At 37.5% G+C, this 20,273-nt stretch carries 21 protein-coding genes and 3 pseudogenes; 5 read left to right on the top strand and 19 right to left on the bottom strand.

Translation table 11 applies throughout. The features are described from left to right. Positions 1 to 68 precede the first annotated feature (68 nt). The 4 genes from ACIQXV_RS08485 to ACIQXV_RS08470 form a co-directional block, all read right to left on the bottom strand. Complete coding sequence (locus tag ACIQXV_RS08485) at positions 69 to 1,043, bottom strand: NAD(P)H-quinone oxidoreductase (protein ID WP_402957818.1); 975 nt, start codon at positions 1,041 to 1,043, stop codon at positions 69 to 71. An 83-nt stretch (positions 1,044 to 1,126) separates the two neighbouring features. Further along, positions 1,127 to 1,507: a VOC family protein gene (locus ACIQXV_RS08480; RefSeq protein ID WP_402957816.1), complete on the bottom strand. Its 381-nt coding sequence runs from the start codon at positions 1,505 to 1,507 to the stop codon at positions 1,127 to 1,129. A 170-nt stretch (positions 1,508 to 1,677) separates the two neighbouring features. Then, positions 1,678 to 3,081 (bottom strand): M28 family peptidase, encoded by a 1,404-nt coding sequence (locus ACIQXV_RS08475; protein ID WP_402957814.1) that lies wholly within the window; start codon positions 3,079 to 3,081, stop codon positions 1,678 to 1,680. Positions 3,082 to 3,368: 287 nt separating this feature from the next. Further along, complete coding sequence (locus ACIQXV_RS08470; RefSeq protein ID WP_402957810.1) at positions 3,369 to 3,917, bottom strand: histidine phosphatase family protein; 549 nt, start codon at positions 3,915 to 3,917, stop codon at positions 3,369 to 3,371. Positions 3,918 to 4,159: 242 nt separating this feature from the next. Here ACIQXV_RS08470 and ACIQXV_RS08465 point away from each other — a divergent pair, with 242 nt between their 5' ends. Beyond that, a complete protein-coding gene (locus tag ACIQXV_RS08465; protein WP_402957808.1) occupies positions 4,160 to 4,516 on the top strand; it encodes a GNAT family N-acetyltransferase in 357 nt (118 codons plus the stop codon). Between the two features lie 301 nt (positions 4,517 to 4,817). Here the strand turns inward: ACIQXV_RS08465 and ACIQXV_RS08460 are convergent, their stop codons facing one another. Then, positions 4,818 to 5,303, bottom strand: a complete 486-nt coding sequence (locus tag ACIQXV_RS08460; protein ID WP_402957806.1) for a GNAT family N-acetyltransferase — start codon at positions 5,301 to 5,303, stop codon at positions 4,818 to 4,820. 239 nt (positions 5,304 to 5,542) lie between these two features. On the opposite strand from ACIQXV_RS08460, the gene ACIQXV_RS08455 reads away from it, so the two are divergent. Further along, positions 5,543 to 5,821, top strand: a complete 279-nt coding sequence (locus ACIQXV_RS08455; RefSeq protein ID WP_402957804.1) for a hypothetical protein — start codon at positions 5,543 to 5,545, stop codon at positions 5,819 to 5,821. A 111-nt stretch (positions 5,822 to 5,932) separates the two neighbouring features. On the opposite strand, the gene spxA is transcribed toward ACIQXV_RS08455, so the two are convergent. Together spxA and ACIQXV_RS08445 are read right to left on the bottom strand one after the other, a co-directional pair. Then, positions 5,933 to 6,331 carry a transcriptional regulator SpxA gene (gene spxA / locus ACIQXV_RS08450; protein WP_402957802.1) on the bottom strand — a complete coding sequence of 133 codons (399 nt, stop codon included), beginning with the start codon at positions 6,329 to 6,331 and terminating at the stop codon, positions 5,933 to 5,935. 138 nt (positions 6,332 to 6,469) lie between these two features. Continuing rightward, positions 6,470 to 6,889, bottom strand: a complete 420-nt coding sequence (locus ACIQXV_RS08445) for an RrF2 family transcriptional regulator (protein WP_402957800.1) — start codon at positions 6,887 to 6,889, stop codon at positions 6,470 to 6,472. A 661-nt stretch (positions 6,890 to 7,550) separates the two neighbouring features. Between ACIQXV_RS08445 and hpaB the strand changes: the two genes are divergently transcribed. Beyond that, positions 7,551 to 8,999 (top strand): 4-hydroxyphenylacetate 3-monooxygenase, oxygenase component, encoded by a 1,449-nt coding sequence (hpaB, locus tag ACIQXV_RS08440; RefSeq protein WP_402957798.1) that lies wholly within the window; start codon positions 7,551 to 7,553, stop codon positions 8,997 to 8,999. Between the two features lie 86 nt (positions 9,000 to 9,085). Here the strand turns inward: hpaB and sstT are convergent, their stop codons facing one another. The 10 genes and pseudogenes from sstT to ACIQXV_RS08390 all read right to left on the bottom strand — a co-directional run bounded on the left by sstT (position 9,086) and on the right by ACIQXV_RS08390 (position 16,746). Beyond that, positions 9,086 to 10,324, bottom strand: coding sequence for a serine/threonine transporter SstT (gene sstT, locus ACIQXV_RS08435; RefSeq protein WP_402957796.1), 1,239 nt, complete (start codon positions 10,322 to 10,324; stop codon positions 9,086 to 9,088). A 574-nt stretch (positions 10,325 to 10,898) separates the two neighbouring features. Next, complete coding sequence (locus ACIQXV_RS08430) at positions 10,899 to 11,051, bottom strand: YjcZ family sporulation protein (RefSeq protein WP_402957794.1); 153 nt, start codon at positions 11,049 to 11,051, stop codon at positions 10,899 to 10,901. 33 nt (positions 11,052 to 11,084) lie between these two features. Beyond that, a complete protein-coding gene (locus tag ACIQXV_RS08425) occupies positions 11,085 to 11,186 on the bottom strand; it encodes a YjcZ family sporulation protein (RefSeq protein ID WP_402957792.1) in 102 nt (33 codons plus the stop codon). A gap of 445 nt (positions 11,187 to 11,631) precedes the next feature. Further along, positions 11,632 to 11,709 (bottom strand): annotated as a pseudogene (locus ACIQXV_RS08420) (YjcZ family sporulation protein); the annotation flags it as partial. Positions 11,710 to 11,817: 108 nt separating this feature from the next. Continuing rightward, a complete protein-coding gene (locus ACIQXV_RS08415) occupies positions 11,818 to 11,919 on the bottom strand; it encodes a YjcZ family sporulation protein (RefSeq protein ID WP_402957792.1) in 102 nt (33 codons plus the stop codon). Positions 11,920 to 12,139: 220 nt separating this feature from the next. Then, positions 12,140 to 13,654, bottom strand: coding sequence for a malate:quinone oxidoreductase (locus tag ACIQXV_RS08410; RefSeq protein WP_402957790.1), 1,515 nt, complete (start codon positions 13,652 to 13,654; stop codon positions 12,140 to 12,142). A 327-nt stretch (positions 13,655 to 13,981) separates the two neighbouring features. After that, positions 13,982 to 14,887: a protein-ADP-ribose hydrolase gene (locus ACIQXV_RS08405; RefSeq protein ID WP_402957788.1), complete on the bottom strand. Its 906-nt coding sequence runs from the start codon at positions 14,885 to 14,887 to the stop codon at positions 13,982 to 13,984. Between the two features lie 13 nt (positions 14,888 to 14,900). Next, positions 14,901 to 15,746 carry a Sir2 family NAD-dependent protein deacetylase gene (locus tag ACIQXV_RS08400; protein ID WP_402957786.1) on the bottom strand — a complete coding sequence of 282 codons (846 nt, stop codon included), beginning with the start codon at positions 15,744 to 15,746 and terminating at the stop codon, positions 14,901 to 14,903. A 77-nt stretch (positions 15,747 to 15,823) separates the two neighbouring features. Then, positions 15,824 to 16,412: pseudogene (locus tag ACIQXV_RS08395) on the bottom strand (YdeI/OmpD-associated family protein). Between the two features lie 116 nt (positions 16,413 to 16,528). Further along, positions 16,529 to 16,746, bottom strand: a pseudogene (locus tag ACIQXV_RS08390) (DUF6366 family protein). 51 nt (positions 16,747 to 16,797) lie between these two features. Between ACIQXV_RS08390 and ACIQXV_RS08385 the strand changes: the two are divergent. Continuing rightward, entirely contained in the window at positions 16,798 to 17,787 is a 990-nt protein-coding gene (locus ACIQXV_RS08385) for a DUF3231 family protein (protein WP_402957784.1), read from the top strand. Between the two features lie 222 nt (positions 17,788 to 18,009). Here ACIQXV_RS08385 and ACIQXV_RS08380 read toward each other — a convergent pair whose 3' ends face one another. Then, complete coding sequence (locus tag ACIQXV_RS08380) at positions 18,010 to 18,426, bottom strand: VOC family protein (protein ID WP_402957782.1); 417 nt, start codon at positions 18,424 to 18,426, stop codon at positions 18,010 to 18,012. Positions 18,427 to 18,844: 418 nt separating this feature from the next. Here ACIQXV_RS08380 and ACIQXV_RS08375 point away from each other — a divergent pair, with 418 nt between their 5' ends. Then, positions 18,845 to 19,411 (top strand): undecaprenyl-diphosphatase, encoded by a 567-nt coding sequence (locus ACIQXV_RS08375; protein ID WP_402957780.1) that lies wholly within the window; start codon positions 18,845 to 18,847, stop codon positions 19,409 to 19,411. A 52-nt stretch (positions 19,412 to 19,463) separates the two neighbouring features. On the opposite strand, the gene ACIQXV_RS08370 is transcribed toward ACIQXV_RS08375, so the two are convergent. After that, positions 19,464 to 20,231, bottom strand: coding sequence for an alpha/beta fold hydrolase (locus ACIQXV_RS08370; protein WP_402957778.1), 768 nt, complete (start codon positions 20,229 to 20,231; stop codon positions 19,464 to 19,466). Positions 20,232 to 20,273 lie beyond the last annotated feature (42 nt).

Genomic DNA, 20,273 nt, shown 5'->3' with positions numbered 1-20,273 from the left:
CCGCCGATGCGAATCAAAAAAATAAAAAAAGAGCTTTGTTTAAAATTCCCCTGTAGGGAAAGATTCAACTATATGCGAACGACAATTTTACCAATGTTCTTACTCGCCTCCATGTGCCGATGGGCATCTTGGATTTCTTCAAATGGAAATACCGTGTCAACAACAGGTTTGATTTTTCGTTCTATAAATAATGGCATTGCTTTTTCCGTAAATTCCTCCGTTAATTCCTTTTTATATTGATCACTACGAGGAGTCAATAGAGTAGCTTTTAACTGGGCTCTTTTGGTCATTAGCTCCCATATATTCATGTTTTCAACCATCGCACCACCTAAAATACCAATAAGTACCCAGCGGCCATCAATCTTTAAGCTTTTTATATTACTATTCCAATAGGATGCACCAATGAAATCCAGAATCACATCTGCACCTTGGTTATTGGTCGCCCTTAAAACCTCTTCATCGAATGATTGCTCCTTATAGTTGATGCCAATATCGGCCCCAAGCGATTGACAAAAATCTAACTTTTCCCGGGATCCGGCTGTTGTGATGATTTTTGCTTCAGTCATTTGTTTAGCTAGTTGGATGGCTGCAGTCCCTACACCGCTGCCCCCGGCGTGAATAAGCACTGTTTCCTGATCGGTTAGTTCTCCTAACCAAAACAGTGTTTGATAGGCCGTTAAAAATACTTCCGGAATAGCAGCAGCCTCCTCGAATGACAGATGCGCCGGAACCTTCATCGCCCGATCGGCCGGCATGACAACATATTCAGCATAACCGCCGCCATTCACAAGACCCATGATCCGAGTTCCAATCTCGATCGTTGTTCCTTCCGCTGCTTCGACGACTTCTCCAGCCACTTCAATCCCTAAAATGGGATTGGTCATATAGCCGGATTTTCCTTCCCGTGTAACGATATCTGTGCGATTGATCGCAAAAGCCTTTACTTTTATTAATAACTCACCTGCTTTTATCTTGGGAATAGATACATCCTGAAAATGTAATTGTTCTGCCCCACCGGGTTGTTTAACAACGATTGCCTTCATTTTTTTCTCCCTTCCTAAATAAAACAAAAACGACTAAAGATCGTAGGTCTAGTCGTTTTTGTCCTTATTTCGTACTTAGTGTTCTATTTTTTCTCCATAATGGCAAAATAATTGTTTTCCGGATCTGCAAAATTAAATACCCTGCCGCCAGGCATAGTTACCATTTCTCCGACCTTGATATTTTTATCCGTAAAATCTTTATATAATTGCTCAAGATTGTCTGAGAAAAACATTAAAGATGGGGTGCCTAAATGTAATTCAGGCTGCATCTTTGCAATTAATTCTTTATTGTGAAGAACAAGACTCGTTTCTGCATCCGTTGATGGTGCAATTTCAATCCATCTCATTCCTTGGCCATTATCTTGTTCAGAAACAACGATAAATCCTACCTTTTCTGTCCAAAATTTCACTGTCTCATCTTGGTCGTTTACATATAACATAATTTGACCGACTTGATTAATCATTGGTTTCACTCCATTTTTTAAAAGTTAAATTACTTTGAAAACCTTAATATTCTTCCTTTGATTATATAGGTCTAAACAACAATTTGTCCAATAAATGGTTAAATATCAACTCAAATAAAAGCAAAAAATGGCGGATTCATTTCTTCCGCCATTTTTCTAAGAAAAATTTATTACGCTCCTGGTGGACGATTTTCGAAATCATAATCGACCGGTTTTGGTGCAACACGAGAATGTATTAAGGCTGGGGTATCCGGTCGCGCGATTTGATAAACGGCTGCTCCGACGATTTCCGCCGTTTCTTGCAGTTTGTTCTTATCGATTTTATCGATGGTATCTGCTGGTGTATGATACCATGGCTCCAATGGCGAGTGAATGAATAGGGCTGCCGGAATTCCTAACTCATGGAACGGCTGATGGTCACTGCGTCCCAGCTGACCATATGGAACGACTTCACCTAATGCCGTTCTTGCGCCTGCAGCAGAAGCAAGGTCTGTCACTGTATTTTTCTTTCCATCAATCGTATACATGATTAGACCGTTTGCTTTGTTATCACCGCCTGCATCTTTACTGCCAATCATGTCCATTTGGAAGTGGGCAACGATTTTGTCCGCTTCTGCATCACTTAATGTGCTGGCATAATGATAGGATCCTAACAGGCCTTTTTCCTCGGAGCCAAAGGTAACGAAACGAAGTTCCGTATCAATTGGCATATTGGACATGACTCGGGCAAGCTCTAGTACCGCCGATACACCGGATGCATCATCATTTGCCCCAGGTCCATTAGGAACTGAATCATGGTGTGCTCCAACCATGACAATCTGGCCGGTATCCTTGTTCTTTTGAGGTTTCATCTTGGCAATGACGTTATAAGACTGCTTTTCAACAAGACCTGAACCGGATACTTTTAATTTAGCCGTTAATGGACCCGATTTTAATTGTTCAACTAATGCCGAACCTTGGGCTCTAGTGATGCCAACAGCAGGAATATCTTGACCATAGCTTGCTTGGCCAAATGCATTAGATGTACCGGTATTGTTGTACATAATGACGCCTACCGCGCCCTTTTCCATAACATTTTGGATCTTTTCAACAAAGGTGATATCGCCGCGTTCAATCAGAGCAATCTTCCCTTTTACCGTATCTGGTACCGTGCCGGCAAGTGCTTTGCCAACATTCACTAAATCAGCGGTTACCTCACCACTAAATGAACCAGAGAATACGTATGGATTTAGATTTTGTCCGCCAATTTCTACTACTCCTTTTGCATTATCTCTTACAACATCATAGATTGGGAAAGACTGCAGCTCCGTCTCATACCCATACTTCTCAAACTGACTCTTTATGTACTGTGCCCCTATTAGCTCGCCGGGAGTTCCTGCCGTACGAGGCTGCTCTGATAATAACTTAATTGTGTTATACATGTTGTCGGCACTAATTTTCTTAATGATCTTGTTGTCAAAGGCAGACGCTGCATTCGAGTTTGGGGTTCCACCGTTTCCTTGTGCATAGACTCCATTGACGCTTAAAACTAACCCCGCAGTTAATAATACGGACACCACTTTTTTCTTCTTCATTTGACTCCTCCTATTTTTTAAAAAATGTAAACGCTTTCGTTTAAATTATCAATGATATTAATAGCTTAGTAAACTTTAATAGTTTTACAAAAAGCGTGATAAATCTACATTTACACTGCCATTTTCCCTATACAGATAGGGAAATCAAGAAAGATAATGTCGATTAACAATGTATAAGCGAGAAATAATAGGCTCTACTACCTAAGCACTTTTGCAATCACTTTATAGGTAGTAAGTAGCTATTTCTTTTATAAAGTGGCCCTTTCTATTAGTCCATTACTTCATAATTATTTCCATAGTCTCTCAATAGTTACTTTATTCGTTTCATATTTTAAAAGAAATACGTCGGGATTACTGAGATTTCGCCAATCTTCGAATCCAAAGTTTTTATTATAATACCTTAAAAGTAAGGACATTAGATTTCCATGGGTCACGATGATGGTATTTTTAGTTTCACTGGTAAAGACTTTCTCGACTACTTCTACGATTCGATCCATAGCTTCTTGGCTGGACTCTCCCCCTTCAAATTTTAGGTCAAAGTCAGTAAATGTTGTTTTCAGTTTTTCAAGCCAATCAGATAGATTATTAGTGCTTAGAACTCGTTCTGTTAAACGAGAATCATTTTCTATCTCAATATGTAAACGCTCTGCAAACGGTTGGATAGATTGAATCGCCCGCTTATAAGGACTGGAAATAATCCGATCAATTTTACTATTGGAAAAAAAATCAGCTAACTCCAAAGCTTGTTTCATACCTCGATCAGTAAGCTGTGCTTCGAATGGCTGCCCTTTTGCCTCGCAATGCCTGATCAAAAAAATTTTCTTCAAAAAAATCACTCCTAATAAAAATTTTCAGAATAATAAGACATGGTATTCCAAATTTTATTAAAAAATCGGTACTTGTTTTATTCAATTTTTCATAAAATGATTCCTTCATGTAAATATTTTTATTGGCTAAGATGCGCCATTACATTTATATTTTTCTAGCATTTTTTCTATCTATCGTACTATTCATTAGCTTTTTTGTTAAAATATGTATTATGGTGAAATTTTATTAAGAACTAAAGGAGAATGATAGTTTGTCTATTTGTTTAAAGAATATAACTAAAGATAATTGGCATGAGTGTATTGGATTACAGGTTGCCCCCCATCAGAAGTCTTATATTGCTTCAAATGTATACTCATTGGCGGAATCAAAATTTGAGCCATCCTTTGTTCCAATGGGCATTTACCTAGATAATAGAATGATAGGATTTCTTATGTATGGGAAGGATCCGGAGGATGGAACGTATTGGATTATCCGTTTCATGGTGGATCAAACGCAACAAGGAAACGGCTATGGCAAGCTGGCATTAGCAGATTCGATAGACTTTATAACAGCCCTGCCTGATTGCAGCCAAACCATCATTCTCGGAGTAAAGGAATCAAACCCTTAGGACTTTATCAATCATTCGGCTTTAAAGATACCGGTCGAAGAGAACATGGAGAACTATTGTTAGAATACGTAGTTCATTGATATTGCTGAGTTAGAGCTTCAAAACGTTAAATGAAGGACATTTCTTCGATTTTTTATCGGGTTTTGCCCTTCTTCAGCTTATAAAATTCCAATATTTCCAACATTTTTTACAAAAACAGCCAGAATTCAAAGAGACATTCTCAAAGTATCCACTCTTTACTTTAAGAATGCCTCATTCAACTTCTTATAACCACAACTAATCTCTATTTAGGATTTAGTCCCTATAATTTTTTACTCATATTATACCAAGTGACTCCACCATGCTCGGAATTTGATACACCTTTGTTCAGGTATCCTTGGCTTTCATAGAAGCTGATTAAGTTTTCTTTACATGTAAGGGTAATCGTTTCACGATTATTCGCTCTTGCTTCTTTTTCAAGATGTGCAAGTAACACTGATGCGATGCCACGTTTTTGAAAATGTGGGGAAACTGCCAGTCCTAAAATACTTTGGTGACCGCCAACTGCTGGATTTGCCTTAATATCACTGAAAAGATCATCCGTGATAAAGGCAGATTCAATGACAGGCCCATTGACTAAACCCACAATCACCCCATCTATTTCTGCTACAAAAAAACTATCCGGAATGCGTTGAATGCGCTTTTCAAACGCGTCGCTCGTCGCGGCTTCTTCCTTTGAAAAGCAAAGCTGTTCTATAGCTACTAGTGCAGGTAAATCTGTAATTTCTGCGCTTCTAATATTTATCATAATGATCTCCTCCATATGCATCCAAACATTTTGCCGAAAATTATTTTATATATTCTTTGAATTTAGTGCGCCATTAATTTCCACAATGTATTAAGTGTATATCCTAATGCATCTTAAAAGCTACCCTGAAACAAGTTCGGGAATGGAGGTTTGGAGATAGGTTAATGGGGAAACGTCTATACACGCATACCGATGACACATACACTATTTTGTATAAAAAATAATGAGGAGAGATGAAAGTGGTAAATAAGCCCTTTGTAAGTCCTAACATGATGCCAAATTATCCGATGGTAAGTCCGCATATCATGCCAAACCAGCCGCCTGCTCTACCAGCAAATGTTTTACCAAATATGCCCTATATAGCACCACAAGTTTACCAGCAGCCGAGCTGTTATCCGATGCAAAATCCTTGTTGTTATCCAATGTATGACCCATGCTGTCCACAGCCGATGTACAATCCGTGCTGTCCGCCGCCCTATAATCCCTGCTGCTATCCAATGTACCCAGGGTGCTGTTAACGATTATCATTTCATAGATTGACAGAAAAGATCCACCAAAATCTGTGGTGGATCTTTTCTGTCCGGCAAATCGCTATTTAGCGATACCCTTTTTGAACTGAAACTTCATCATTAATAATTGGCTACTTTTTGTGATTCAATTCGCAAAAATGTACGAAGGCTACGCGGGAGAAAACTCCGAATTTCTTCCTCGTTAAACCCAACCTGTAATCTCTTTTCGTCCTGGATAATGGGACGTCGCAGCATTTTTGGATTATTGATAATGAGTTGATACATTTCCTGAAGGGGAAGAGATTCAAGATCTACCTCTAGTTCTTGATAAGTTTTTGAGTTTGTTGAAATAATCTCATCCGTCCCCTCATCCGTCATGCGCAGAATGGATTTAATCTCATCTTTAGTAAGTGGATCAGTCAAAATGTTTCTTTCAACATAATCAATGTGATGCTCCTCAAACCATGCCTTTGCTTTGCGGCAAGAAGTACAGCTTGGTGTCGTATATAGGTTTACCATTTTTCAACCACTCCCTCAGAACATTTATGAATGAACAAAACCATTTATCTTAAATTACATTAGTACGATTTCGAGATATATGAGTAAATTTTACTAAATGTTATAAAAAAATATACAGTTCAACTAAAAACCCACTTGCTATTCGAGCGCTTTTATCCTATCCAGAACACTGCTAATTGTTATTTGACATAAAAATGATTGCATATGCTCCTCTGCCTCATTAAATATTTCGTCCATCACACTCTGCGTATTGGAAGAAATCACACATTTTTGTTCAGGGTCACCTGTACACCAGTTGGGCTTAAGTGAACCAGATGAAATGACCAGATAGAGTTGAGACAATGTGGTTTTTTCAGGATCACAACTTAATAAATATCCCCCGCCAATGCCTTCTTTTGTTTTTACATAGCCGTTTTTACGTAAAATACTCATTACCTTCCGAATTCTTGCCGGATTTGTACAAACATTTTCAGCGATGGTTTCGCTATTTGCCATATGATCAGGTTTGTTAGCTAAAAAAACCAGACTATGCATAGCAATGACAAAATCACTATTCATAACAATTCATCTCCATCCATTTCTATTCAACTGATCATACTGTAATTTTAATATATACAGTTTAAGAAGTCAACTGTTAAAAGTCAATAAAACTTCATTTCTAACGCCCTAGGGCCGGTCGATAAGTGGTAAAGTAAATGTAAAATATGGATAATATTGCTTCAAAAAAATGCCATTATGAAAGGAATGATTTTCAGTGCAATTGGAATTTGGAAATACAACGATACATTTTCCACTGATAATAAAATTTGTTATTTTCATAGCGATTATTTATTTGTTGTGGAGATGGAGTAAAGAATTAGAGAATCGGAGTTTCACTATTTTCCTATATTTCTTGATTAGTACATACACCGCACCACTTTATTCACGGTCCACTGCGAATGGCGGGCAATTTGAATTATGGTTCCCGTTAGGATTTGCATTCATCTTGATATACCTTTATGCAAACAAGAAAAACCATCCAGCGAAAATGAAGGCAAGTTTGTTAGGATTGGCAGTAGCAATTTATAAGCTAATTGAAGTGTATCGAGTTTTGCTATTTTGATATTTTACCCCCCCATTGAAAAAAGGCTCATCCCATTGGAACAAGCTACAACAAATTCCAATAAAATAGAAGTAAGTAATACGACCAGTTTCTTTTATTTATTGGGGTGAGTGAAAATTGGGAATCATGAATGGAAAAAAATTTATTGATCGAATCGACCAAATGAATACAGAAATTTGGGTTGATGGTGAAAGAATCGTGAGAAAGCTGTCAGAACATCCTGCCTTTAAAGGAATTATTCAGACAAAAGCGTCTCTTTATAATTTGCAAAATAATCCTTGTCATAAAGATCAGATGACATTCCTATCCACTGAAACAGGGGATTCAATCGGACTATCTTACTTACAGCCGAAAACTATAGATGATTTAAAAAGAAGACGGAAGATGTTCGAAATATGGGCACGACACACTCATGGATTAATGGGCAGAAGTCCGGACTACATGAATACTGTTATCATGAGCTTCGCTTCCTCCTCCGCTGCTCTTTTAAAGGGCAAGGAAAATTGTTTTCCGGAAAATATTCTCGCATTATATGAAAAAGCCAAAGAAAATGACCTTTCCTTCACACATACTTTTATCACTCCACAAATAAATCGTTCACAGTACAATTTTGACTCTTCAAAAGAGCCAATATCCGCCAAGGTGATCGATAAAAATGAACAAGGAATTGTGATTAAAGGTGCCCGCCTTCTTGCTACCCAAGGCGGAATAACAGATGAAGTACTGGTCTATACGGCACCGAAAAAGTTCATGGACCCTGATGAAGCGTTTGCTTTTTCCATTCCTTCTAATACGAAAGGTTTAAAGTTTATTTGCAGGGAGTCGTTTGTCGGCGGAGAGTCTCATTTTAATCATCCCTTAAGCTCTCGATATGAGGAAATGGATTCAATTGTGGTCTTTGACAATGTTTTAGTCCCATGGGATCGTGTCTTTTTTTATGATAATGTGGAAGCGGCTTTTGACTTCATGTTTCACAGCTCTTTTCACCACTTTGCTACACATCAAGTACTGACAAGACAAATAGTAAAAACAGAATTTATTTTAGGTCTTGCTGAGCTCTTGGTAGAAACGATAAATGTCCGTGAATATCAGCATATCCAAGAAAAACTTTCTGAAATAATCGTAGGACTTGAAACAATGAAAGCACTACTGGAAAAGTCTGAAAATGATGCAACATTTGATGAATGGGGATATATGCGTCCAAGTTTACTCCCCCTTCAAGTCGCCACTAATATTTTTCCAAAAATTTATCCTCGTTTCTGCGAAATTATTCAATTAATAGGTGCTAGCGGCATGGTAACATTACCGTCAGAAAAAGCCTTCGAATCTGAAATTGGAACAGAACTTGAGCAATATCTTCAAGGGGTAAACAAAACGGCTGATGAACGTGTGAAACTATTTCGTTTAGCTTGGGATCTTACAATGAGTTCATTTGGAACAAGACAAACGCAATATGAACGGTACTTTTTTGGGGATCCGATTCAATTAGCCAGCAATCTATATATGCAATATCCATTTGCTGAACAAGTAAACAAAATAAACGATTTCCTTTCATCCTCGGAGTAAATGAAAAAAACCTCAAGGAGAGCACACTGTTTGTTACTGCAACAGGCACGAAAAAGCCCTCTATTGCAAATAGAGGGCTTACTTCTTTAAGCAGCTTTTTTAATATCTATTTTCTTTCCATCTTTACGCCACTTCTTAAATTCAGCTGCTGCTGTGAAAAGGACGTCTGTAGATGAATTAAGGGACGTTTCAAAGGAGTCTTGTAAAACACCTATGATAAAGCCAACTCCAACTACTTGCATAGCAACATCATTTGGAATCCCGAATAAGCTGCATGCTAGAGGGATCAGTAATAATGAACCGCCGGCAACACCTGAAGCACCACAAGCACAAACAGCTGACAAGACGCTAAGGATGATGGCCGTAGGAATGTCAACTTGAATCCCTAGAGTATGAACCGCTGCAAGTGTCAAAACAGAAATCGTAACAGCTGCACCAGCCATATTGATGGTTGCACCTAATGGAATGGAGACAGAATAAGTATCCTTATCCAAACCTAATTTTTCACACAATTTCATGTTTACAGGAATGTTTGCAGCCGAACTGCGTGTAAAGAATGCTGTAATTCCGCTTTCCTTGATGCACTTAAATACAAGTGGATACGGGTTTTGACGTATAGCCGTAAACACAATGATTGGATTGACCACAAGGGCAACAAAGACCATACAGCCAATCAAAACAGCAAGTAATTTTCCATAGCTTAGTAATGACTCGATTCCGTTTGTCGTAATAGAATCAATAACAAGGCCCATGATTCCAAGTGGTGCAAACTTAATCACCCATGTAACCATTTTAGATACGGCATCTGAAAAATTAGAAATCATCGTTTTTGTCGTATCTGGAGCGTTTCTTAACGCGATACCAAGGACAACCGCCCACGCTAAAATACCGATATAGTTGGCATTAAAAATGGCTTTTACAGGATTATCAACAACGTTTAACAGTAATGCTGTGAGGACGTCTGTAATACCGCCAGGAGCCGCCAAATCCTCAGCACCCTTTGCAAGTGTTAAGCTTACAGGAACAAAAAAGCTTACGATAACTGCTATTAATCCCGCTAAAAAAGTACCTAACAAATAAAGTCCGATAATCGATTTCATGTTCGTTTCGTGACCACTCTTGTGTTGAGCAATGGCCGACATAACCAAAAATAATACCAATACTGGCGCAATCGCTTTAAGCGCCCCTACAAATAAGGAGCCTAAAATGACAACAGGTTTGGCTGCTTCTGGGGTCGCTACCGCCAGGATAATTCCAATTATCAAACCTATAATGATTTGTTTGACTAGGCTCATTTGATTCCACTTTTTAAAGAGATTCTTCATAGATGTTTCCCCCAATAGAATAAGATATAATTGCAACATTCCATAGCCAACTTTGATGTGCTAATATTGGACTATTCATCTCTTAAAAGGTTTTTCCTATTGCTGTCCTTTCTAAGTAAATAGTAACTCTGAAATTCAATTGTTCAGCGGATGATGAATGTTGCGCTTATCCACTTCTTCAACTGAACAATTAATTCTGATTAATAGTATTATAGTGAATATTTAGATATATTACAATAGCGTTTTAAAAGTTAAGTAATCGCCATGACGACCCACTTTGCTTTCTTTTAATGTCTCGTTTGTTAGAATAATCCAACAATTAGAATAATATTTAACTAACCAAGTTGATGCCCTGCCCTTTCAATCCTCAAAAATAAGGGCTTAATTAGTCGCTTCATTATATAAATCGAAGCATAAACTGAATTGAGCCATAGCTATACAATCTATACAATGCATTATCTCCTCAATTGCTTTATTTTGCGTTTGGTGCAAAATAAAGCTAAAGAAATAAAAAGGAAAAAGCCCTAAAAAAGGGCTTTTTTTTATTTCTAGAAATGAAGTAAATTGCTTTTCATTAATAGAAACAAGTTGCTCCAATGATGATTAACAAGATGAACAATACAACGATTAAGGCAAAACCGCCGCCATATCCGAAGCCACCGCCGTAACCATAGCCACCACAGCCGCAACCGCCGAATCCGCCTCCGAATCCTCCATAACCAAACATAGATCTCCCCCCTTTCAATCAAGTATTATTTGATTAATAAAATCCTCCGCCCATAAAGGACGCACCAATAATAATGAGAAGGATAAATAATACAACCACTAAGGCAAAACCTCCACCAGCTCCTACACCGTCCATATCTCAAACCTCCTTTACATCGGATTAATACAAAATATGTTAAAAATCAAAATGTGTAAGGGCTCTTCCATGCGGACCGTATGGGTTTAAGTTTGGCGAAGGGCACTAAATGAGCTACAGAAGTGCCCTTACACTAGATAAAAATCCACGGGTCGATTATAAAATTCGGAAATTTTTTTCTCCTTTAGAAGCGAAAATAAAGTGGGAAAATTTTAATAAGCCCTCCCTTCCTAGCAGTCTTTTCAAATAAGGGCTTAATTAGTTGCTACATTATATAAATCAAAGCATAGACTGAATTGAGCCATAGCCATACCAAGCATTATCTCCTTAATTGCTTTATTTGCGTTCGGTGCAATAAAGCTAATCTAAGAAAAAAAATGAAAAAGCCCTAAATAAAAAGGGCTTTTTTTAATTTCTAGAAATGAATGAAGTTAATTACTTTTGATTAATAAAAACAAGCTGCTCCAACGATGATTAACAAAATGAACAATACAACGATTAAGGCAAAACCGCCGCCATATCCGAAGCCTCCACCGTAACCATAGCCACCGCAGCCGCAACCACCGAATCCGCCTCCGAATCCTCCATAACCAAACATGGAATTCCCCCCCTTCAATCAGGTATTAATTGGTTAATAGAATCCTCCGCCCATAAAGGACGCACCAATAATAATGAGAAGGATAAATAATACCACCACTAAGGCAAATCCTCCACCAGCTCCTACACCGTCCATATCACAAACCTCCTTTGCAATGACTCAGTACAAAATATGTTTAAATTCAAAATGTGTAAGGGCTTTTCCAAGTGGACCGTTTGGCACAGGGTATACCAGACAACCTGAATAAAGTAATTATTTTTATTTAAATTGATAGAAAAACTACCCAAAAATGCAAAAAGAACCTTTAATCCAAAGATAGATCAAAGGTTCTGTGTATTGTTTCTACATCAATAAATTAACTAAAGACCAGCTCTTTTTCGCTTAGTTTTTCGCTTAGACCAAGCGTCTCTGCTGTTGAAGTATGAATTTTATGCAGAAGCTCTGGGTTTTCCATTAATGACACGCCATAAGAAGGAATCATTTCTTTGATTTTCGATTCCCACTCTTCCACATGTTGCGGGAAGCATTTTTTAATGATCTCAAGCATAACGTGAACGGCAGTAGAAGCACCCGGTGAAGCGCCTAGTAATGCTGCGATCGAGCCATCAGCCGCTGTAATCACTTCCGTGCCAAATTGGAGTGTTCCTTTGCCGCCAGCTTCTGTGTCTTTGATAACTTGAACGCGTTGGCCCGCTACCACTATGTCCCAATCTTCAGCTTTAGCGTTCGGGATAAACTCACGTAACTCTTCCATGCGCTGTTCTTTGGATAACATAACTTGTTGAATTAGGTATTTTGTTAGTGGCACCTGTTTTGCTCCAGCCGCCAACATCGTTAAGACATTATTCGGTTTTACAGAAGTTATTAAATCCATATTTGAACCGGTCTTTAAGAACTTCGGTGAGAAGCCGGCAAATGGTCCAAATAGCAATGATTTTTTGTTATCGATAAATCTTGTGTCCAGATGCGGAACAGACATTGGTGGAGCACCAACCTTAGCTTTGCCGTATACTTTTGCATGATGCTGTGCTACAACATCCGGATCATTACACACCATAAATAGTCCGCTTACCGGGAATCCTCCAATATGTTTTCCTTCAGGAATGCCGGATTTTTGCAATAAATGCAAGGACCCGCCCCCGCCACCGATAAAGACGAATTTGGCCGTATGGCGTTCGATGTTACCGGTTTCCATATTCCATACTTTCAATTCCCATGATCCGTCGTCAGTACGTTTAATATCCTCAACACTATGCTTATAGTTGATCTTGACGTTTTTACTCTTTAAGTGGTCAAACAACATGCGCGTTAAAGTACCAAAGTTGACATCCGTTCCAGAGTCGATTTTTGTTGCCGCTATCGGTTCATTCAATTTACGACCTTCCATGATAAGCGGAATCCATTCAATCAGTTTTTCATGGTCATCGGAAAATTCCATCCCTTGAAACAGAGGATTTTTTGACAGCGCTTCAAATCTTTTTTTCAAAAACGCTACATTTTGTTCCCCTTGTACTAAACTCATATGAGGTATTGGCATGATAAAGTCCTGCGGATTACGAATAAGATTGGTGTTTACAAGATAAGACCAAAACTGTCTTGAAAGCTGAAATTGTTCATTAATTTTGATAGCTTTGCTAATATCTATTGATCCGTCTGGTTTTTCGACCGTGTAGTTAAGCTCACAAAGTGCCGCATGCCCCGTTCCCGCATTATTCCATTCGTTAGAGCTTTCCTCTCCTGCGTTTGCGAGCTTCTCAAACATTGTAATTTCCCATTCCGGTACTAATTCTTTTAAGAGTGTCCCTAGAGTCGCACTCATGATTCCGGCACCAATTAAAATAACGTCTGTTTTAGTTTCGCTGTTGCTCATTTTTATCAACCTTTTCCCCTAATATTTGCAGAAAAGATATAAGCGTCACACCAAGCTAAGGCGCGACCTTGTCACACACCTTTTCTGTCTAAATTATAACTCTATCATAGTGTAATACAATTATTTACAAATTAATATATCTACTATTATACGATAATTTTATATTATTTGAAAGCTGTAAATAGTAACAATTCAGTCCAGAAGGACCACGGGGACGGTTCTGGCGGCTTTTAAAAGGTTTGCACAGACTACAAGAACCGTCCCCATGACTCCTCAAATTATAAATAAAAAACTTCTCAAGCTAGAGAAGTTTTTCAAAAATTCGAATCATATAGTTGTGGAAACAACATTCATATATTCATTTCGGTCACTATCACTGAAAACATTAAATATTATTTTTTCGAAATGGTTTGGATAACTTGCTAGCCAGTGATTTACGGTAGTAACTGCAATATAGGCTGCTTCCGTTTTTGGAAATCCAAATACACCAGTTGATATTGCACAAAAAGCAATGGATTTAATATTCTTCATTTCATTAGCAACTTCTAGGCAAGATATATAACAGGAAGCTAGTTCATTTCTTTGTTGGTTTGTTAATGTCGTTCCTTTTGGAACAATAGGTCCAACTGTATGCAAAACATAATGGGAAGGCAGATTATAAGCTCTTGTTATTTTTGCATTTCCAGTATCCTCTAATTCATTTTGTGCAGTCATAATGATTTCACAATCATTCCTTAGCTGTGGACCAGCTGCTGAATGAATGGCATTATCAATACAAGCGTGTAATGGCTGAAAACAACCTAACATTTGATTATTTGCTGCGTTTACGATGGCGTCAGCGTTTAATTGTGTTATATCACCTTGCCACAAGAACAATTTATCTGAATCTGAAAAAGAACTATCGGGAAACATGGTAGCTATTGAATCGAGTTTCTCTACTTTCACGATACTTTTTTCTTTCAACTCTATTTGTAACAAGGTATCCATCTTTTCAAGAAATCGTTCAACTAACGGTTTTGGCACCCTAATGTTTAATAATGCCCTTAACAAATTACGTTTAGCGTTATAATCATTAGGCATTTCTATTTCATCTGGTGCATCAGGTTCTTGCAATAACATTATTATTAATTCGTCAACTATTCGATTCGTATCGGTATGCATAACTGTATGTGGCACAAATTTTTCATTCAATTTAATTAAAGAAGAATAGTCACTTAGTAATAATTGAGGCATGCTAATCACTCCCTCATTTCATTATGTTAGATACAACATCGTACATGTTTTCTGTAAATGCAATCGTTTTTTCTCTGTTTTCCTTTGCACCCTCAGGATGTTCCTTGTTAAAACGGATTAATGTTGCATTTTCATTGTTGAAAGTCATTTGTTCAAATGGATAACGAATGATTCCAGGTGTATTAAATCCTACACCCAACTCTAAATAAATAATTTTCTTTCCTGTGGATTCATGTAAGAAGTGATTGTAAGATTCATTTAATTCATCCCACTTATCATCTTGAACAAAGTATTGATTTATCCTTAAATGAGGGTCCATATTTCCTCCACAAATAGGGCATTTTGGAACAAGTTCTGATGGGATTTTACAACCCTCCGTTTTATCAACCATTTCCCTAACTAGCGATTCATTATTATACACCACGTTATGGCAGCCCTTTGCACACTGCAAGTACCCATAATTCCCCTGGACTTCAAATACTTTGTCAGCTACAAAACCAGACTTCTCAAATTGGCTATCAACATTGGTTGTGATGACAAAATAATTTTTATCCTTTACCATTTGAAAGATATCCTTATAAAGTTGAGTCCCACTAGGTTCATAACGATTTACAAGGATATGATTTGCCCAGTAAGCCCATCTCTCCTCTTGTGAGGGGAATGGAAAAAAACCAGATGTGTACATGTCGGTTAAACCGTACTTTTTAATAAATGGGGCAAAATTCTCTGTGAATCGTTTTCCTCCGTACTCTATACCAGCAGCGGCTGACAAACCTGCTCCGCCGCCTATTAATATATTTTCAGCATCTTGAATCGCCAATTTTGCTTTTTCGATCCGTTTCTCATAAGTTTCCTTCATAATCACACCATCTTTAGATTTAAGTATAAAAAATTCAATAGATATTTAAATGATTAATTTTTTTCTCATCGAATATACTAATCATTTAATCCCTTTCCATTGAGAATTTGCTGCATATATTTTTCAACTCTTGACTCTCGAGTTTTGGATTGTTTGGGCCCCGAAAAATAAAGAATGTATGCTCTTTGCCGTCCCGGCGTCAATGCTTCAAAAGCAGTTTTCAAGGCAGGGATTTCGTCGAATTTATTTTGAAATTCTACTGGAATTATGTACTCTGTATTCTTTTTAAAATTCACTTCCAAACCGGCTTTTTCAACTTCAATGGCTTCATAAATATAGTCTTTCAATATGGTTTCCATATTAACTATTTCTTGAAGATTGGTGAACCGAATCTGGCGTGCCGCCTGTACATTCTCCGTTTGTTGGATTAGAATCCCATGGGGATCCTTTAACAAGGCACCTTTGTTAAACAGAAGCGCACAATATTCTTTAAATCCATGAATTAAAACTATGTTTTTTTTCTCAAACGTGTAACAAGGATGCATCAAATTCTTCGGTCAGTTCACATTCAAGAACGATAGCTCTCAACTTCTCATATTCTTCCTTCCACTTTTTAGCTTTACTTAAAAATTCATCAACCTTAGGATTCATGCTACTATTTGTCATCAAGGAACACCCCTAATTAATTTTTCGATCATCTGACACTGACACTCTCCCCATCCATAAATGAAACGCAGCCAGATCTAAGGAAAGCCCACTGTTGAAGACGGTTAAAAAAATCTTTAAAAAAACAGTTTATATAAAACATTTCCAACTATTATAACAACAATTAATATTCCTGTCCCTTTCCAACCATACCACCAGTTAAATCAGTTAAATCAGTTAAATTCCAATTACTTCCTCTATTTAATGCATCGTGTAGAGAACCAGTGGGATTATTTTTTAAGTGTTTTTTTTGATTAAAATAAAAATAAGGGAAACTGTATACTTCAATACCAATACCATAAACTAATCTCAGAATTGAAAATGAGTAAAATTGGAGGTATTTCCTATGGGGATTTTCAAAAAATCAAAGACCAATACCTTAACCGCTGCAGAAGTATCAGCTCTTTGGCTTCAGTATTTGGGTGATAGTATGGCAATATGTGTTTTCAAATATTTTCTTACCATTGTTGAAAACAAAGAGATTAAACCCATTTTAGAATTCGCATTACAGTTAGCTGAGAGCCATATTACGAAAATCACCGAATTCTTAAATAGTGCTAATTTCCAAATCCCAATAGGATTTACAGAGAATGACGTGAATGTTAATGCCCCTCGTCTGTTTTCTGACCAATTTTTACTATTTTACTCCTATATTATGACAATACATGGGATAACCGCATATAGCTTAGCTGTTACAAACGCGGAGCGACAAGACATTCAAGATTATTTTTTTGATTGTACGGTATCATCTAAGGAATTATTCCAAAAAATAGTGGTATTAGCTAAAAACCAGCCAAAATATACAAGCGTCCCCTCTATTTCTTCACCTCATGGAGCTGAGTTTATGGTATCGCCAGGATTCATTTCTAATTTAATAGGAGACAAAAGACCATTAAATAGTTCTGAAATCAGCACCCTTTTCTTTAATTCAACGAAAACTGGATTTATCAGGTCGTTAAGTTTGGCTTTTAGTCAGGTGGCGGTGCGTGAAGATGTTCGTAATTTTATGTTGAAAAACGTTAAATTAGCAGGGAAAGATGCTGAAAGCTTTGACTCTATATTACAACGGGATCATTTACCTATACCTGAAAAATGGGATAATGAGATTACAGATTCTACTATAAGTCCATTTTCTGACAAATTGATCATGTTTCACGCAGGGTTTTTAGTAAATGCTGCACTTACTTATTATGGTGCATCATTAGGTTCCAGCTTTAGATCGGATTTAATTGTAAACTATAGTAAAGTATTTACCCATGCTATGGAGGCTGGTGCCATTTCTTACAATATTATGGTTAAAAATGGATGGTTAGAAAAACAACCTGACGCCGATTGAATGAAAGCCTCAGAATGGCATCATTTGCTAAAATCGGAGCCAAAATTATGTTGATAATGATTCAATAGGATTAATAAACCTACTGCCAAAATATATATCAATTAATTGCCAGAAACACAAAAAAGGGGTAGTTTCTAATACTGCCCCTCTTCTATTATTGATGTGTCACTTTTTATATAAATGAATATCCATTTTTCAGCTCTTTGGTTTCAACCTGAAAGTTTACTCTTGATTAATTGCGCTTTCATCCATATAAGCGACTTCCCAAAGATGGCCGTCTATGTCCTGAAACCCCCATACATACATAAATCCATGATCTTGAGGGTCATTCGAAGATTTACCGCCTGATGCCAGTGCCTTATTTACCAATTCATCTACTTGATTCCGACTTTCAGCTGATAAACAGAAAATCGCTTCAGCAGAAGTAGTAGTATTAGCAATTTCCTTCTTAGTAAACTCTTTAAAACGTTCTTCGACCATTATCAATGCGAAGATATTGTCGCTAATAATCATACTGGCCGTTGTATCATCACTGAATTGTGGGTTAAATTCAAACCCTAGCTCCCGAAAAAAGTTAGTAGATTTGTTCAGATCTTTCACTGGTAAATTGATAAAGATATTTTTGGATTGAAATGCCATTTTATTATCTCCTTATACTGAAATTATCACAGGCAAAAAAGCCATGTTCATTTAGGTTTTCCTTCAGTATCACAAAAAATACCGCAGGAACGGTTCCGATGGTTCTTAGTAAGATTGGCACCAACCACAAGAACCGACCCAATGGACTCAAGGGAGGAAAATATTTCATAAAATAGACCGGGCGCCTGACCTAAATGTCCTACATCCGGGATACAACATTCTTATATATCAATGAACAAATAGTATATGGGAAGGTAAAATTACCTTCCTATTCATTTGTCTATGGAAATCAGCACCTGAACCCCCTTTGTGCTAATGCTTTAGAAAACTGAGATCGGTATGATGCAATACATATTTGTATATTCGGACGGAAATAATACCATTGATTTTGTAACTTAAAATTAAGGGAGATTTTTTTATGAACTTTCGAATGTTTAATGTGATTAACCAATTAGCGGGACATAATCGGATTGTAGATTTCCTTATGGTCACCATTTCAAAAAGAGCACGGTTTATATATATTTTCGTGGTCATCGTTCTCTGGTTTCGCCACGATTCTTATAAAAAAATGACACTTTATACTGGAGTTTCAGTCAGTGTAACGTATCTGCTTTGTTCGATGATTAAGCAATTCTATTTTAAGCCAAGGCCATTCTTGAAGCATAGCGTTCATTTATTGCCGCCGGTTCCATCTAAAAAGGATTCATCGTTTCCAAGTAAACATACTGCTCTTGCCTTTGCCTTGACCGCATCTTTGATTGCTTATCACCGAATATTGGGCTGGAGCTTGTGGCTGCTATCGATCCTAGTAGGCTTCTCGCGGATCTGGATGGGACAGCATTATCCATCTGATATCATCGGGAGCGCGATCCTTGGAAATGGAACAGCCTTTATAGTTAAGCTTACTGAGCAGTATTGGAAGCCTTCTGTTACTCGTATCCTCCGTTCGTTTACCCAATTTCGTTCTTCTTACCGAGAATTGTAATATGAATGAAGGGATGGTCTAGCTATACTTGGATCATCCCTTCATGATTTACTTATTTGTTTACATTGATAAACCCGTGAATCAATTGATTTAACTTGTCGGCTGATTTTGTCGGTATTTGATGTTTTTCATGGAGAAACGTAAGTTCATTATTTGGTAGCTTTTCATGTAACAGTTTGGCATAAAGATGAAATTTTTTATCTTTTTCTCCATATATCAATAATACAGGGCTCTGGATAGTATTTAATTTATTTGTACAGTTATACTTTAAACACGAATGATAATACTGTTCGACATTTTTACTATTGCCTTTTAGAGCTTCCCGATACATTTTCTTGAATATCTCTATTGTATTGGAATTGCCCCATGCTACCGAAAGGCCCAGCAGCGGCATTGCCCCTGTTTTTGTAAGGATTCTTGCAATTGAAAGCCTTGTTTTGTTTTTTCCATCCCGCAACTCAGACATTCCACTCACGATAATTCCGCCTAAAGCCCGATTAGGATAAGTTAATAAAAATTCTAATACAATGGAACCTCCCGTAGAATATCCGCAAAGGAAGGCTTTGTCGATGCCAAGATGATTCAGCAAGTGCTCTATGTCTTTTGCAATAAGCTGATACGTGATTGGCTCTTCGGAGTAAGCACTTCTCCCATGACCTCTAATATCAAACGTAATAACTTTAAAGGAGCGCGACAATTCCTTCATTTGGTAGGTAAAATTAGCACTAGTAAGTAATGGTGGATGAATAAATAATATCGGTGTTCCCTCACCCTGGACGGTATAAAATAGGCCGCTTAAGAATGTGTTTACTATTGGCACGATGCTCTTCACCTCAATCATTGGCATTTGATGCATGATTAA

The sequence above is a fragment of the Neobacillus sp. NPDC097160 genome, assembly GCF_044762155.1.
GTDB lineage: Bacteria > Bacillota > Bacilli > Bacillales > Cytobacillaceae > Neobacillus.
This window is presented reverse-complemented; position numbering and strand designations above follow the sequence as displayed.